Here is a 15,637-nt window from a genome sequence, read left to right as displayed (position 1 = left end):
ACCTTTTCGGCGGTTGCTACGGGGAGGCGCGACCCACTGAATGCAGTTGTCAAAGAACGGCCGGATCCAGCGGTGTCGTGGCGCGCGGCAACCCGTGCCGCCGTACCCGTCCTCCTGGCCGCTGTCCTTGCTGCTATACAACTTGGCGTTGTATAGCACGCTACAACGCGACGTTGTATTCACGCAAGCGTCGGTACCGCGTAGGCTTGTAGAGATGGCTGAGACTGTGGATCTACCCACCGATTGGTGGAGCACTGAGCACGTCCTGGCGTACCTGCAGTCGGTCGGTGCGCCGATCGGTCGTGCTACGTGGGCGTCATACGTGTCGCGGGGCCAGGCGCCCGCGCCGGATCGCAACTTTGGGCGGTCACCCGTGTGGCGACCCAGAGCCATTCAGCAGTGGCAGGCGGAGCGGCCCCGGCGCGGCGGGTCGGCTTCGTGATGGGTTCCATGTCGGTCGCTCCTTCCTCTGGCGTTGTTGTTGTCTGCAATCGAGACTGCCTGACATGAGGCGCCACGTGCAGACCCCACGCGTGGACACAGAGGACACGGGTCATGTCCATTGACGTTCGGCATTCCTTGAAACCGAACCTGGTGCTGGTCAACCAGCGCCAGGCGGCCGGGTGGGACTCGCGCAAGCGAGCTGCCAGGGAGCTGCACCGACTCGGGTGTGAGCACGGGATCAAGGACACGCCCACTGTTCCGGCGATCGAGAAGGCGATGTACCGCCATGAGACGGGGCGGGTGGCCGTCACCGATCCGATCTATCGGCGCCTGTACTGCCTCGCGTACCGATCGACACCGCACGACCTATTCGGCGAGGTGAGCCACCACGACGATTCCGACCGGCCCCGATTCTCGCTCAGGTCGCACAAGTTCGTACCTGCGTATATCGGGCCTACCGGAGCCGCGCACTTACGCGAGCAGCGCCGCCTGGAGCCGGCGGCCGGTCAATGGTCCGACTGCGACAGCGGGTCCGTCGAGCATCCCGAGGGTCAATGCGAACTCTTTGTCTGGCCTTGTGGCGTCGCGATATTCCACCTGATCGAGGACGTAGAGCTGGGCTCACTCGCCGCGTTCGCGGCCTGGAGAAGGGTTTCGTACAGCGGTAACAGCGCTTGGGCAGCCGAGGAACTGGCGACCGATGTCGGACCCGTCGACGCTGAGTCCATCTACGTCTTCGGCGCCCATTGGCTAACCGCCCCAGCGTGGTCAGCTGGGACGCTCGACGCGGCACTCCGCATTCTCTCGACTCCAGCCGTCTTGCTGCATCGTGACCGACCAATCGACGACAGTCATCTTGCACATGCGGAGCTGATCGAACAGTCTCTACTCGCCGAGGACTACGATCACGCAGGCATTGAGTCGTTCGGCCTGCGGGGCATCTCGGCTGCGTATGCATCATGGTCCGGCGTGGTCTACCACCCGCTTGCCCCTGAACGTTCGCTGACTGAGTCCGAGTTGGTGGCGTGCGAGCTGGCCACGCAGTCCGCTTGGGCGTATACGGACGCCATCAACAGGCAGACAGAGCAGGGTCGCGACCCTAGCGTTGCCGATGAATATGGATGGCGATACCTTCGTGGCATTCGGTCACGCTTGACGACATCAAGAGCACTTGAAACCGGTCAGCACCAGATGATGCGGAAGGCGATTCTCAGGACAAGTGACCTCTTGCCCAAGCTAGAGCACGCCATCGAAAGCCTCCGCGATACGGACAGGGGTTGACGCAAGATGCCCGCCACAAAGCCGGTTCTCGTTCTTGTCGACGTGCAAAATGGATTCGTCAGAGAGCAGTCCGCACACGCCGTACCTGTTCTCGTCGACCTCGTCACCCGCTGGCAAGCAGCGGGCGCGGACACGGTATTCACCCGATACTTCAACTATCCGGGCAGTCCGTTTGAACGATTCTTTGGATGGCGTCAGTTGCAATCATCCCCCGAGGTCGACATCGTCGAGGCTCTGAAGCCGTACGCTGAAAAGGCGACCGCGATCGTGGACAAGCGAATCTACAGCGCTTTTACACCGGAGTTCGATGACCTTGTGAGATCTCACGGCTGGACCGACGTCTACGCTTGCGGAATCGCCACCGAGAGCTGTGTCCTGAAAACTGCTGTCGATGCATTCGAGCGCGACCTCACGCCGTGGCTTATCGAGGATGCGTCAGCTAGCCATGCCGGTCCGGCTGCGCACGAAGCTGGGCTCCTGGTCGCGCGTCGGTTCATCGGCCCGGGGCAGGTAATTAAGGTGGCCGAGGTTCGCCAGCCGGGTGGCGAAGCCGCATCGGTCCCCGACACTACCTGACCGCGCCTCAGGCTGAGAGGGTGCAACACGAATCGCTGAGGTCAGGCCAGGCCGATCCCTGGCCGTCCCCCGTTGTCCTGCTGTCCCTCGACCATAGAAGCGTCGACTGGAGTTCGACATCGTGCCGTACTCCGATTGACGCGTTCGGCCCCTGGGGGCGAAGGTGTCGTAAGTGCGGTGGTTAGCCTGCCGGGATTCCCAGGCCGGACGTTCCCTCCGCCGACCGGTTGCCTCCAGCCACCGGCATTCCGATTCCATGAATTCGATCGGATTGACCACGGCTATGAGGAGAGTTCTCCTCACGCCTTCCGCCTCCTCGATGGAATATTGATTCCTTTCGGCCTCATTTTGACACTATTCGCTGGACCTCCTGCGAAAGCTCCGGTTCAAGCCCAAGCTCCATCCGAGCTTTCATCATGAACATCTTTCGTGCCGCTTGGAACCGGCGCCGTACTTCTTTCATCGTTTCTCGATCAGTCTCTCTTGCCCAAGTAGTTGCGAACAGCTCGGTAGTTGCAAGGCAGCTTGTGGCGGCATCGCAGACGTCGTCTGTTGATATGAAATTGACCTCGTCGAAGACTTCCATCACACTCCTTAGTAGCTCCTTGGTGTCTTCCCCCCAGCCACGAGAATCGAATTTATCGCCGTCCTGCTTCTTGATTATTTGCTGCTCAAGCTGCTTAGTGGCCGAGAGGAATCGCAAATATGTCTTTTGTTTCTCCTCGCGCCACCATTTCTGTTCTTCGCGATGGGTCCTAACCTTTTCGATTCTGTATGTGAAGAGCTGACTCACAAACACGCCCGCTAGTGCGAATAAGCCAGCCACTATCGGAACGCCCCACCACGGAATGCTGTTGCTCATTCTTCCAATCTTAGGGCGAATGGATGCGAAAGCCGCTGACACAAGGGCCGTGTCTTTGCGCGGCATCTTGCTGGAGGAGTTCCAGGGTGAAACTCACGCGCGAGACGTCGGGCCAGCCGTACGGCGGAACGGGCGCTTTAGATCCCGAGGCCATGGGCGTTCGTGATGCGTCGGCGGCTGAGCCGGGCCGGGGAGGAGCTGCCCCCCGGTGGGATCGGATCCCAGACCCCGTATGAGGTGCTACTTCGGGAGGTGGGCCGCAGCCCGGCCGAGTGTTTCTGGCGTCCCTGATGTCCCTCGAACAGCCTGGCCTGCAGTAACGACCGGGACAGGAAGGGCTGGGCGTATCCCTCAACCCACCTCTAGACCCACGGAACGGGCTCGACGGCGCCCACCCAGCGATCAGGCGAGACAGAAGATCTGTGCTGCCCTTTGTAACCGAGAATATTCAAGAGTGACAAGCGAAAGTAGTGGCGCACCAAGATGCTGGCCTCGGCCCACGCGTACATACTCCAGTTACTCGGAAGACTCTTTGTCGGATGGATTATCTTGTTTCTAAGGTAAATCGCGGCCCCGATTCCATCCCGACCTATTCCTGTCTGGGTGGGCATCTGGGCAGCTTCCTGGGTGAGGTAGGGGAAGTGCTGCGGAATGTCAAGGTTGATCTTACAATCCGTCAGTAGCTCACGGACCTGCTTCTCCGTATTTCCGGATTCTTCGAACGCTTTCGAGGTTGCGTATGCATTGCGTTCGTTAACGAGCCGGTGATGTGCTAGCAGTTGCAAACCTGAAATCGCAAGTCCAATGGCAGGTTCAACGTCGACGTCCGCATTGGCGCTTACGTAGTAGGAAGTTGCGTACTTAATTACATTTTGATTTGCTGAATTCGCGCAGTAAGCCAAACCGCTTTCGAGAAATTCGCTGATCTGTTTGCACGCGATCGTGGCATCGATCCACGAATCCACATTCGCCATCTGGTCTACCGGTGGAGCTGCCCAGTACGCCCAGATATCAGCCTCGTCCTTCGATCCTACGGGAAGAATCAGATTGACCCGTCTGCCTGCTATGAGGTTGAGCAAGAGCCTAATTGATTCCAAATGAGGTTGCGCCTCGGCTGTCGAAAATTCCGCTCCATCAACTCGATGCAGCTCGCCAAGGTGAGTAATCGCCCTCCCGCCAGACGCCTTTAGCCGCTTCCGGAACTCACTCTGGCCAGCCTGTTTTGTGACGTCGATTGTTACCGACCAATCGCCCGCCACCGCACGGAGTCGGCCGGGCCAAGAATAGGCAAGATTGTCCGGGCTGGTAACGTAATGTCCATCGTGCGAGTCCCATCCGTTCGGAATTAGGAACCGGATGCGATCCACCGGGCCGCTACCAACTTCCTGAGGCCGCGACGAAAATTCAAACCGCGCAGAATTGCTAGGCGGCTCAGTGATCGGCCTTGAACTGGCATCCGAGATGCGAAAGGAACCGCTGGGCTCTGAAAGCTCTGGTTTGTCTGTCCAGATAGAGGTTGTTACAGGACTCTTGCCGAACTCGTCAAAGTCTTCGATTCTAGTCGCCCGGCTGCCACGGGCAAGAATATGTGGAGTTGGAATCCACATGAATCGCACGTCACCATCTAGCGGATCAGGGCTGGTGTCATCTGAAGGGATAAACTGACCTTGGTGGAGGCATATTTCCGAATCGATGCCTTCAACGAAATATGGGTGGGAAAGAACGTCAGGATGGCGGTGAACTATCCGCGCAGTCTGGCCGTTGTCTAAGGTTACTACTTGTTCCACACGACGCTGACCATCGTCGTCATAGAAGACCCCAAGTCTCCGAGACCCGTCCGGCGACTGCTCAACCGTCATGCTGCGCTCCGTTGGTCGGCGTGGATCGGTTGCTTCCCCAACCTTATGGCGTCTTGGGCGCGTTTACGCACAACATGTGTGGCCACGCTGGTTCACCGACCTACGAACGTCTACACCTCGTCAGCCGGGACTTCGTCGGGGTTGCTGGCGCTGCGACCGGGCCGAGATCCACCAAGGCGGGGTCAGCCGACAGCGGACCTACCAGATCACCATCCGGAGCGACTTCCCGAAGCCCCGCTGACTTGGCCCAGGGGATGGTGTGGTTCGCCCAGCGAGTCGCAGTTCAGCGATCTTGGCCGAGTGCCCCCTTAGCAGTTTGGGTGTCCCTGGTGTCCCTCGATGTGTCCTGACCTGCGCAAACGCCAGGGGCGGGAGAGTGTGGGGGTGTCCCTCCTGCAAGCGCGACCGGGAGGAACCGGTTGGGGACCATTTGGGGACCACACGGCATGCACGCCAGTGCATGGACCTGCACCCTTGCCACGCGTGCCAACACTGCGCATCGCGTTTGACGTGCGGAAACGTCTACCCCAACGGCCTGGGGGTCGTGCGGTCTAGTGCTGCGTTCTGTACGGGGTTAACTGGCCCGCTTCGCGGGCCGGTCGCGCCGCCCAGCAGGGCCGGGCCGAGGACCGTCCCTGCGCCGCCAGCTGTCGCCTTGGCGCCGGGGTTCCAGCCCTGCGGCAGTCGCGAACGGGTATGACGAATCCCCGGTACAGCCGTGAACGTGGCGGTACCGGGGAACCGTTGTTGCTTTCCTCAATCGCTGGGGTGCGGGCTGGACAGCATCGCGATCTTCTCGTCAGGCCCGGCAAACATGAGCACGGTGTTCGGGCCGGCGATGAACGGCGCCACCGAAGCCGCGGTCAGCCGTCGGACGTTTATGCCGTCGTCGAATCCGTTGTGATCGCACCCGGAATACCGCAGCATGACCTCCGTCAGCCCGACCCGGGAACGCACCCGCAGCACGATGGCGTCATCACCGTAGGCCGCCTCCGGCAAGGCGAGATCGGGCTGGTCGGGACCCCCACCGACCGGTGCTTGCGCGATCTGCCGGATCGCGCGCTCAGCCGCGGCGCCGTCCAGGTGCAGGCTGGAAACTAGCCAAGGGCGTTGCTGCGCCGTGTCGTAGCCCTGGCGGAGCTCGTACTTGCAGGCCGAGACGGAACTCACGTTGCGCAGCGTGGCGAGATCAACCGGCCGTGCCGGACGCAAGGCGGGTTGCATGCTGATCGGGTTGGTGGTGGGACAGCCGAAGTCGTCGACGTCTACTCGATGAACCGTGGCGGCGATTTGCTCGCGCAAACCCCACGGAGCCTGCACGACGACTTCCACTCCGGCCAACCGCACCGTAGTACGGTCTCCCACGCGCTCGACACCATCGGACACCTGCAAGGCATGACCAAGGCCGACGACCCATCCGGTATCGGCGATCCGCGTCCCGTCACCACCGCAGGCGATCGCTGGTGTGGCCCCGCCGGGCCGGGCGACGACGGGCGGCCGGTTGCCCGCCGAACCGACGCACCAGGCGTCCAGGCGCAGGCCGGAATCGCCCCAGCCCCATTCGCCGGGGATACCCACCTCGACACCGCCGTAGGACTCCCACCGCCATCCGGCCGGCAGAGCGGGCTTGCGGTCCGGCTCCACGAGCTGCACCGTCACCGGCTCTTCGCCCGCTATCGGCGTCTGCGATCCAGACGCGGAGAGCAGTACCGCCACAAGCATGGCGATCACCGGTCGTACGCGATGCATGCCCCACCCACCTCATACCCTCGGCGTTCCCGAGGCGGTATGACGCGCACGACCGTCTCCCGGTTCCCCGTTACCGCAACTCTCATCGGCAGCCCTTCATGGTGCCGAAGGGCCGTGACCAGAGGATCGGCTCTTCGGATACATCCAGCCTTGGCACGGTCGCGCTAGCCCGCTGTGCGACCGAACTGGGTCGGACTGCCCAAGGGATGCCAGTACTCCCGCCCAGCCGTCAAACGAACACGTCGCCTGGTGTCCCTGCTGTCCCTGCTGTCCCTGCTGTCCCTAGACAGGCCGTGAACTGCGGAAACGGCGGGGACAGCCCCGGGAGAGGTGTCCCCATCCGGCGAGTGAGGACGGCGGGGACCGGTGGGGACCATTTGGGGACCACACGTCGTGCGCGACCACGCGCGACCTGCGTGAGGTCACGCGCACCCGAACGGGTCGCATCGGGCTTGACGTGCGGAAATGCCTACCCCAACGGCCTGGGGGTCAAGGGGTCGCAGGTTCAAATCCTGTCAGCCCGACCACACTTAGGCTCTGAACAGCGGAAATGCCGGTCAGAGCCTGATGTATATCTATGTTGTATTGAACCGCCCCCCGAAAACCCCCCACTAATGCAGGCGACAGCCAGGTTCATCAGTAACGTGGTGGGGTCGCACGGCCCTTGGCGGTCGCGCGTCGTCATCGCTACCCAGTTCGCGCATGCGCGAACGGTTTGTCGGGTGGGCCCACTGCGCGACGCCTGGCCGGCGGCGAACGACCGGGGCGAGCTGTTGGCCAAGATCGTCGGCTACATCGACACCGCAGGGGATCGGGCCGCCGCCGGTCATCGGCGTAATCGCCGCGCCGACCCTCCCCTCCGCCTCCGCCTCGGCGATCATGCCCACCACCGCAAGCCCTGCCACGGCCGCCGTCGCCCCGCACACCGCTGGCTCATGGCGAGGTCAACGACCGTACGAGGGTCGGAGTCTCTGGCTGGCGCGATGACGAAGTTCGGGTGGGTGCGGCGGTTGTCGGCAGGGGCTCGCCTCGGTAGGCCTAGGCCGATCGTGAAGCCCGACCATTTCAAGATCACCCTTGGTGCGCGAAGTTCCGTAGGGCCTACCAGGCGTCGTCGATCGGGATCACCCCAATCGGGGCAGGGGCCGGCGACGACCAGGGACGCACGCCGCCCTGGTGAACGTGATTCTGTGGACACATGATTGGTTACCCGCCGCCGTGGGTGCATCGGCCGATAGCGGGCCGCATCTTGACGATGATGCCGTACGACGGTGGCAGCAACCGGCGGTGGTTGCATCAGCGGCTCGGCAGCCAGATCCGCCCGGAACATCGAGGCGGCGGAGTATGGGCTGTCGCCCGATCGCATTTCCGGCACCTGGTAGAGGGTCTGGCCGAGCGCTTCGGCTACGTCGACATCCTCCTCGACTTTCGGCAAGCCGAGCGCTGCGATACCCGATGCCGCGATGCTCGCGGCGACGACTGCACCTGCTCATGCTTGGGCGAGAACCACGGTGGCGCCGCGTACTGGCGTCACTGGATCGAGGTAGGCGATACGACACTCGTCGCCCCGGGCGACGTTGTTCGCCGGCACGTTCGCCTGACGGCCCGCGGGTAGGGCGAGTCCGGAGCTAGGCGGAATTGCCGGGTTTAAGGCTCGGCCGCGGCTCTGCGCGCCGGCTACTGGCCGGAAGGGCTGCATTTCCAACCCGTCGGTGCTGGACTACGGAGTCCGTCCTGCTGGACCGGCGTCGTTGCAGCTCCTGGGCGAACCATGCGCGTCGGTGTGGCAAGTCGAAGTCGCAACCGACCTCGCGGAGATAGGCTAGGGCGGCGGTCGTCCATGACTCCCGGCGATACGCGGACGGACCCTTCAGCTCCAGCTCGCCGAGCGAGCCGTTGCAGCCAGGACAGAGCAGTCCCCGGGTGCAGCGCCCGCAGACGCGGCGCTCAGTCGGACAGCAGACGTGGTCGTGGTCGATGACCAAGGGCGCGATCTCGCCGTTCCTCCAGGCCGGCTTGGCGCAGATCGCGCAGACGCCGTCCTGCGCGTGCAACATCTGGCGGTATCGGGCGTCGGTGATGTTGTGTCGATCGATGGCCTGCACCGGAAGGACGGTGGAGCAGCCCTCCAGACAGTAGAGCGATTCCCACTCGATGATGAACCGGCCCTCCGGCGAAACTCCCATATGGAACATTATGGCCTTGGGACTGGGGCCGGGCGGCACGGTATGGGGTCACGGCGCCGAGTCAGGTCCGGGCCGATTGGGGCGGCGGGTGGCCCGCAAGTCGCGCACGTTGCGACCCCTGGTAGGGGCGATGAGAACCAGTACGGACTGACACGCTGCCAGGTTGCGTATAAGTTGCGACCCCTGGTAGGGCGATGAGAACCTGAGGCTTAAGTGCCTGTCAGGCGGCGGCTTTGGGCACCGACTGAATGGCGCGCAGGACGTCGTCCAGGCTGACCAGGTTGGTGGTGGTTCCGGCGATGGCGGACTCGATCGCCCGGCGGATGAACACCGACGCTGGGATCCCCTGGGCTGCGGCGGCGTCGTCCAGGCGTTGGTTCAGCTCTTGCGGCAGGCGTAGCGAGCGGACCACGTTCAGCGGGGCGTCCGGTTCGCCGGGCGGCGGCAGCAGGGCCTCCAGCTCGGCCTGCTGCGCCGCCGTGGTGGGCACGACGGTGAGGTTGTCGAGTAGCTCGCCGATCTGTTCGGCGTTCATGTCCCGCACGTCGCGCTGGCCGAGCACGGCATGGAACTCGCTGTCGCTCATCGGCTGTTCTCCCATGACTCGAACTCCTCCCGCTCGTCGCTGGTCAGGTCCCGGGCGCCCACGATCTGGCTGTCGAAGCCGCCGACCGGGCGCACGGTGACGATCAGCAGTCGGCCAGCCTGGGTGCGACCCCAGATGCTGAGCAGCACCACCCCGTGCGGGTGGCGGACCAGGACTGGGCGCCGGTGCCCGCCGTAGAGCACTTGCAGCACCTCGTACGGCTCGATGCCCGGGCGAGCAGCACGGCGAACGCGGTCGACAGCCATTCGTAGGGCACCCGATCATTGTACTACGAAATGAACTACGCGCCGTTCCCGACGTCTGCCAGCGCCGGTGACGTGATCGGTCAGTCCTTGACCCGGGCGGGGCGTAGGTAGCTGTACACGGTCTCGCGGCTGATGCCGAACTCCCTGGCCAGTGCGGACTTCCGCTCGCCGGCGGCGGCGCGCTCACGTAGCTGCAGCGCTTGCGCGGCGGTCAGCGCCGGCCTGCGCCCGGTGTACACGCCGCGTTGCTTGGCGGCGGCGATGCCCTCGCGTTGGCGTTCGAGGATCAGGGCGCGTTCGAACTCGGCGAAGGCACCCATGACGGACAGCAGCAGGGTGGCCATCGGGGAGTCCTCGCCAGTGAAGGTGAGCGTCTCCTTGACGAACTCCACCCGTACGCCCTTGCCGGTCAGCGTGCGCACCATGCGGCGCAGGTCGTCGAGGTTGCGGGCGAGCCGGTCCATCGAGTGCACGATCACCGTGTCGCCGTCGCGGACGAACGCGATCAGCTCGTCGAGCTGCGGGCGAGCGGTGTCCTTGCCGGATGCCTTGTCGGTGAAGGTGCGCTCGACGTCGATGCCGTCGAGCTGCCGGACAGTGTTCTGGTCGACGGTGCTGACCCTGACGTAGCCGACGCGCATCGTCCCGCCTTCTGTCGGATTCCGAGGTCGTCTGCACGGATGTCTGCGGTCCTCTGCTCGGCTCGCCGTCTATGGGCGCTGGTTGCAGCGGGGTACCTCGCGCGTGGGTCGTCAGCGCCGGTAGGCGTCGACGCGCGAAAGGTATCCCGATCACCGAGTCAACCCCAAGAGGGGCAGCCCCCGACGACACGCGCTCTCAAGCTCACCGACGAACCACCCCCGCACAGCTGGCCTGAGCTGTGCGGGGCACGCGTTCGACGAGCGAGTAGAACTGGCGGTTGTCAGGACACGGGACGTGGCGAGCAGCCACGGCGGTTCGACGCCGCCGGTTCGTTCGCCGTCATGGCTGGTCGATTCTGTACAGGTTTCGGCTGGCGACGTAGACGCTGACGCCGTCGGATTCGATTCCTGAGATTCCGCGGAAGCCGCCCGCGATGTCTTTGACCGATCCGGTCGACTTGCTGATTCGAACAAGTCGACTCTCATTCCAGTACGGGTCGGATGCCGCTGCGTACAGGTACCGTCCCACCGACCGGATCGAGCCCCGGGCCACGTGGCTGTCCAGCGTGGCCACGGTGGTCATGCTGCCGGACGCTCGATTGATGCGTCGAAGATACATGCCTCCGGTCTCGTGTTCGAACGATGACGTGGCCACCCAGATGGAGTTCGCGTCGGCGGCGATATCTCCCATGACCGGCACGTCAAGCACTGCAACCACATGGACAGTCAAACTGGCGCTGGTCAGATCGACCCGGTAGATCGTGTCCCCGTAATTGATGAACAGCTGGTTTCCCGCGACGCTCACCGACGAGTAGCCCGTGGTATCCAGGATGAGCTTCTTACTGCCGTTGTCGACGTTGACCGCATACACCCCGGTGGGGTCGGTTACGAAGATCGTGTTCCCGTATGACGCGCGAACCCATGGCTGATAGTTGCTGGAGGCGTCGAATCCTTCGGCGACCACCGTTTCTGTTTTGCTGTTCAGGTCATACCGCACGATGGAGTCGTAGAGGGCGTAGTAGGCGTTGCCCCGGATCTTTGCGACACCGTTTGCTCCGGCGTGGGAGAAGGAGCCGGGTTCGTGCACGAAGGAGGCCGGGGACAGCTTGGGGAGGAACGGCCCTGTCGACGGCGCGGGTTTCGCGGGGGCGCCACCCGGTGGGGCAGGGCTGGGCGCGCTTGAGCGGCCGTAGTAGGTCAGGTGGGCCAGGAACCCGTCGTGGTCGGTGGCTTCGCCCCAGATCGCGCCGGGCCAGTCGAGGTTCTCGACCCTGTCGAAGCCGAACTCCCCGGTCCACATGATGTGCTGGACGTCGTCGTCGCCCTTGCGGGTGTATCCGTTCGGTACGCAGTGCTGCACATTTCGCGGGTCATCCCGGTCGCGTCCGGCCCAATAGAGGTTAAGGTCTCCGCCCATGATCATGGGCAAGCCTTGCTGCTTCTTTCCGGGCATGACGTATCCGGTGAGGTACTTGCATTGGTCCATGGCCAGATATTCGTCGGCATTGACCAGGTGCGTCGTGCAGGCGGAGAATCCGGAGAATTTGCCGCACAGGTAGGCGCGCCGCTCCCAGTCGGGGTTGGCGTGCTGGAGATACTCAGGGTAGTGGCCGTCGGACCACCCCGTCGGAGTGTGTTCCGGCCGCACGATGATGCCGATGCCGTAGTTCCCCCTGTTCTCGGTGCATTTCATCGGTGCGCCGCGCTCGTTGACGGCCTGGAACCGGTAGTTCGTGGTGCCCAACATGGTGGCCAGTACCGGCATGTCCGAGTCGCAGATTTCCTGCAGCAGAACCACATCCGGATAATTGTCGAGGATCATATCTTTGGCGTCGCGGACAGCTCTGCCGTTCTCGTAGCAGCCCGCTGTACCGCCGTTGCAGAGGTTGAGCTGCAGCACCCGGAACTTGCTGCCCTGCGGGATGGTGGTCGCTTTGGCGCTGGGTTGGGAGACGGCGCCGTCCGGGCCGAGTGCCCTGACCTGGTAGCTGTAGCCGGCGCTGTTGTCGATTATCCGGGCGCCGACGGCTGCCCGCGACTGGACGCCGGGTGCCGTGCCGGTGTCGGGGGACGGCTGGTCGACCAGCGTCGCCAGGCTCGTGGTCGCGATGAGCGTACCGTCGCGGAATACCTGATACGCGGCGGCGCCGTTGTCCTGCCAGGTCACGTTGACCGCCCCGGCGCTGTCCAGCTCCGCCACGACGTCCGTGGGCGCCGCGACGCCGACGGGGGTGGTGCCGCGGATCTCGATTTCGTCGGTCATGGTCCAGACGCCGCTGCCATCGACTTCGACCTTGACGTAGCGGGCGGTGGCGGCCAGGCCGACGGCGCGGTAGGTGACGGCCTGGTTGGCGTCACTGACCGCCGGGCGGTCGATGTGGGCGGCCGCGGTGAAGGTGACGCCGTCGGCCGAGATCAGGTAGGTGATGCCGGCCGGCAGGACGGTGAAGTCGTCCTTGTCCTGCAGCCAGCCGCTGTTGATCTCGGTGATCGGGCGTTGCCCGCCGAGGTCAACGGTGAACGAGTAGGTGGTGACGTTGTTGCGGCCCTGCCACGCGGTGCGTTCGGTGGTCTTGCCGTGCACACCGTCGGTCAGCGACGTGCCGCCGGTGTCGGGGTGCGCCGGGTCGGCGGGCACCGTGGCGGTGTAGGCGCAGCCGGGCATGGTGTCGGCGGCGCCGCAGCGGGCGTAATTGACCGGCGCGGCCGGCAGCGCATCGGTCGTGGCGGTCACCGCGGTGCTGAGCTCGGAGGCGTGGGCGGCGGCATCGACCGCCTTGATCTGGTAGTGGTAGATGGTGGCGCCGTTGAGCTGCCGGTCGATGAACGCCGGCGACGTGCCGGTCTTGGCGACCAGCTCGTCGTCGCGGTAGACGTAATAGCCGGTCGCGCCGGGCGCCTCGACCCAGGCCAGGTGCACCGTCTGAGACCCGTCCGCCCGCGCCGACAGCTGCGACGGCGCCGCGAGGGCGACGTTCCAGGCGATGGTGATGCTGCTGGTGCGGTGGGCGGCATCGGTCACCGTGACCGACGCGGTGCTGGCGCCGGCGGTGGTGGGCGTACCGGAGATGATGCCCGTGCCGGTGTCGATGACCAGGCCGGCGGGCAGGCCGGTCGCCGACCACACGTACGGGGCGGTACCGCCGGTGGAGTGGACCGTCACCGACGTGGGGACGCCGGTGGTGGCCTGCTGCGCGCCAGGGCTCACCGCCGCGAGCGGGGCACTGACCGTCCATCCGAAGGTGGTCGTGGTGCTTCGGAGGGCGGCGTCGGTGCCAGTCACCGTGGTGGTGTAGCTGCCGCCGGTGGTGGGGGTGCCGGTGATGGCACCGGTCGTCGTATTCATCGTCAGGCCGGCGGGCAGTCCGGCGGCCGACCAGGCGTACGGGGCGGTACCGCCCGTGGCGGTGACGGTGAGCGACACCGGAGTGTCCAGGGTGGCATGCTGATCGCCCGGGTTGGTCAGGGTCAGCGGGTTGGCGACGGTCCAGGTGAAGGTGGCCGTGTTCGTGGCGCCAGCAGCATCGGTCACGGTGATCTTCGTGGTGGAGGTGCCGGCCGTGGTGGGGGTACCGGTCATGGCACCGGTCACCGTGTTGATCGTCAGGCCGGCGGGCAGGCCGGTAGCCGACCAAGCGTACGGGGTGGCGCCGCCGGTGGCGATGGCGGTGAGCGAGACCGCCATGCCTGTGGTGCTGTTCTGAGCGCCGGGGTCCTGCACGGTCAACGGCGTACTCACCGTCCAGGTGAACGTGCGGGCGGCACTGGAGATCTTCTTGGCATCGGTGGCGGTCACCGTCACGGTGCTCGACCCGGCGGCGGTCGGGATGCCGCTGATGACTCCGTTTGTCGAGTTGATACCCAGCCCGGCCGGCAGGCCGGTCGCTGACCACGTGTACGGTGCGGTGCCGCCGGTGGCGATGAGGGTCTTCGACACGGCCACGCCGGTGTTGCTGTGCTGCGGGCCGGGGTCCTTCACGATCGGGGCCTGGCCGATATGCCAGGTGAAGGTGACGTGGCCAACAACCTTGGCGGCGTCCTTGGCGGTGATCCTCGTGAAGTAGGTACGGGCCTTAGTAGGGGTGCCGGTGACGGTGCCAGTGGTGCGGTTGATGCGCAGGCCGGCGGGCAGTCCGGTTGCCGCCCACCGGTACGGGGCCGTGCCCCCCGTGGCGGTGTGGGTCGCGGTGACCGCGACGCCGGTGACGCTGGCGCGGGTCGCCACGGGCCCGACGACCACCCCGGTGGTCCAGGCGAACCAGACACTTCCCGGGATCCTCCGCGCGTCGGTGACGGTCAGCTTGGTGTAGTACCTGCCGGCCGTCGTGGGGGTGCCGGTGATCGTGCCGGTGGTGGCGTCGATGCTCAGGCCGGCGGGCAGGCCGGTCGCGGACCAGGCGTACGGGGCCGTGCCACCCTTGGCGGTACTGGTCAAGCTCAGCGCCGTCTTGCTGGGGCTGAGCTGGTTGCCCGGGCTCACCACGACGGGAGCGGCGCCGACGTTCCAGATGAACGCCGTTGTGCCGGCGATCTTTGCCGCATCGGTGGCGGTCACCTTCGCGGTGTACGTACCCGCGGTGCGGGCGGTGCCGGAGATGACACCGGCTCGGCTGATGGTGAGCCCGGTCGGCAGGCCGGTGGCCGACCACACGTACGGGGCGGTCCCGCCCCGCGCGGCCATGGTGAGTCTGGCCGCCGTGCCGGTGACCGTGCCGACAGTTCCGGGGTTGGTGACGATCACGCCCGTGGTCCAGCTGAACACCGCACTGTGGGACAGGGCCGCCGCGTCGGTGACGGTGACCTGGCTGGAGTACGTGCCGACCCTGGTGGGGATGCCGGTGATCGTGCCGGTGCTGGTGTTGATGCTCAGGCCGGCGGGCAGCCCGGTCGCCGACCAGGCGTACGGGGCGGTGCCACCGACGACGGTGCTGGTCAGGCTCAGCGCCACCTTGGTGGGGCTGGCCTGCCCGCCCGGATTGGCCACGACCGGAGCGGTGTTGGCATGCGCCGGCGGCGCCGCCACGAACCCGGCCAGCAGAGCCGTCACGACCCACAGGATCACCGCCGGATGCCGGCGCGGCGCCAACGAGGCGACCCTTGCCGAGCCAAGGATGGTGTGGCCTGTGCGAGCCGGCATGAACGCCTCCTGCAGTCGTGGACTGCAAGAGAGTGCGGTTGAGGCGGCTA

Annotated in this window: 11 protein-coding genes; 3 read left to right on the top strand and 8 right to left on the bottom strand. The window is 65.1% G+C overall.

Annotated elements, in window-relative coordinates:
• Positions 1 to 555 precede the first annotated feature (555 nt).
• Together EV385_RS02880 and EV385_RS02875 are read left to right on the top strand one after the other, a co-directional pair.
• The gene (locus EV385_RS02880) at positions 556 to 1,725 is read left to right on the top strand and encodes a hypothetical protein (protein WP_130508034.1); all 1,170 of its coding nucleotides are present in this window, start codon (positions 556 to 558) and stop codon (positions 1,723 to 1,725) included.
• A 6-nt stretch (positions 1,726 to 1,731) separates the two neighbouring features.
• On the top strand, positions 1,732 to 2,301 hold the full coding sequence (locus EV385_RS02875) for a cysteine hydrolase family protein (protein ID WP_130508033.1): 570 nt from the start codon (positions 1,732 to 1,734) through the stop codon (positions 2,299 to 2,301).
• Positions 2,302 to 2,644: 343 nt separating this feature from the next.
• Here EV385_RS02875 and EV385_RS02870 read toward each other — a convergent pair whose 3' ends face one another.
• The 3 genes from EV385_RS02870 to EV385_RS02855 form a co-directional block, all read right to left on the bottom strand.
• Positions 2,645 to 3,163: a hypothetical protein gene (locus EV385_RS02870; RefSeq protein WP_130508032.1), complete on the bottom strand. Its 519-nt coding sequence runs from the start codon at positions 3,161 to 3,163 to the stop codon at positions 2,645 to 2,647.
• 362 nt (positions 3,164 to 3,525) lie between these two features.
• Entirely contained in the window at positions 3,526 to 5,022 is a 1,497-nt protein-coding gene (locus tag EV385_RS02865; protein WP_130508031.1) for a YopA family protein, read from the bottom strand.
• A gap of 756 nt (positions 5,023 to 5,778) precedes the next feature.
• Positions 5,779 to 6,753, bottom strand: coding sequence for a hypothetical protein (locus EV385_RS02855; protein ID WP_130508030.1), 975 nt, complete (start codon positions 6,751 to 6,753; stop codon positions 5,779 to 5,781).
• A gap of 1,216 nt (positions 6,754 to 7,969) precedes the next feature.
• Here EV385_RS02855 and EV385_RS02850 point away from each other — a divergent pair.
• Entirely contained in the window at positions 7,970 to 8,386 is a 417-nt protein-coding gene (locus EV385_RS02850; protein ID WP_242624669.1) for a hypothetical protein, read from the top strand.
• Positions 8,387 to 8,399: 13 nt separating this feature from the next.
• Here EV385_RS02850 and EV385_RS36030 read toward each other — a convergent pair whose 3' ends face one another.
• From EV385_RS36030 to EV385_RS34800, 5 genes are all read right to left on the bottom strand, one after another.
• Positions 8,400 to 8,957: an endonuclease domain-containing protein gene (locus EV385_RS36030; RefSeq protein ID WP_130508029.1), complete on the bottom strand. Its 558-nt coding sequence runs from the start codon at positions 8,955 to 8,957 to the stop codon at positions 8,400 to 8,402.
• Between the two features lie 220 nt (positions 8,958 to 9,177).
• Entirely contained in the window at positions 9,178 to 9,558 is a 381-nt protein-coding gene (locus EV385_RS02840; RefSeq protein ID WP_130508028.1) for a hypothetical protein, read from the bottom strand.
• Entirely contained in the window at positions 9,540 to 9,809 is a 270-nt protein-coding gene (locus EV385_RS02835) for a hypothetical protein (protein ID WP_130508027.1), read from the bottom strand. Before EV385_RS02835 ends, EV385_RS02840 begins: the two co-directional genes overlap by 19 nt.
• Positions 9,810 to 9,889: 80 nt before the next feature.
• Positions 9,890 to 10,450: a recombinase family protein gene (locus EV385_RS02830; protein WP_130508026.1), complete on the bottom strand. Its 561-nt coding sequence runs from the start codon at positions 10,448 to 10,450 to the stop codon at positions 9,890 to 9,892.
• Positions 10,451 to 10,790: 340 nt separating this feature from the next.
• Complete coding sequence (locus EV385_RS34800) at positions 10,791 to 15,497, bottom strand: putative Ig domain-containing protein (protein ID WP_165449374.1); 4,707 nt, start codon at positions 15,495 to 15,497, stop codon at positions 10,791 to 10,793.
• Positions 15,498 to 15,637: the final 140 nt, after the last annotated feature.

The organism is Krasilnikovia cinnamomea, from assembly GCF_004217545.1.
GTDB lineage: Bacteria > Actinomycetota > Actinomycetes > Mycobacteriales > Micromonosporaceae > Actinoplanes > Actinoplanes cinnamomeus.
The sequence above is the reverse complement of the archived record's forward strand: the minus strand, read 5'-3'. Positions and strand labels throughout refer to the sequence as shown.

Coding starts and splice junctions, on each gene's coding strand:
- EV385_RS02835 (WP_130508027.1), bottom strand. CDS start 9,809: ATGGCTGTCGACCGCGTTCGCCGTGCTGCTCGCCCGGGCATCGAGCCG.
- EV385_RS02840 (WP_130508028.1), bottom strand. CDS start 9,558: ATGGGAGAACAGCCGATGAGCGACAGCGAGTTCCATGCCGTGCTCGGC.
- EV385_RS02870 (WP_130508032.1), bottom strand. CDS start 3,163: ATGAGCAACAGCATTCCGTGGTGGGGCGTTCCGATAGTGGCTGGCTTA.
- EV385_RS02880 (WP_130508034.1), top strand. CDS start 556: ATGTCCATTGACGTTCGGCATTCCTTGAAACCGAACCTGGTGCTGGTC.
- EV385_RS02830 (WP_130508026.1), bottom strand. CDS start 10,450: ATGCGCGTCGGCTACGTCAGGGTCAGCACCGTCGACCAGAACACTGTC.
- EV385_RS02865 (WP_130508031.1), bottom strand. CDS start 5,022: ATGACGGTTGAGCAGTCGCCGGACGGGTCTCGGAGACTTGGGGTCTTC.
- EV385_RS36030 (WP_130508029.1), bottom strand. CDS start 8,957: ATGGGAGTTTCGCCGGAGGGCCGGTTCATCATCGAGTGGGAATCGCTC.
- EV385_RS02875 (WP_130508033.1), top strand. CDS start 1,732: ATGCCCGCCACAAAGCCGGTTCTCGTTCTTGTCGACGTGCAAAATGGA.
- EV385_RS02850 (WP_242624669.1), top strand. CDS start 7,970: ATGATTGGTTACCCGCCGCCGTGGGTGCATCGGCCGATAGCGGGCCGC.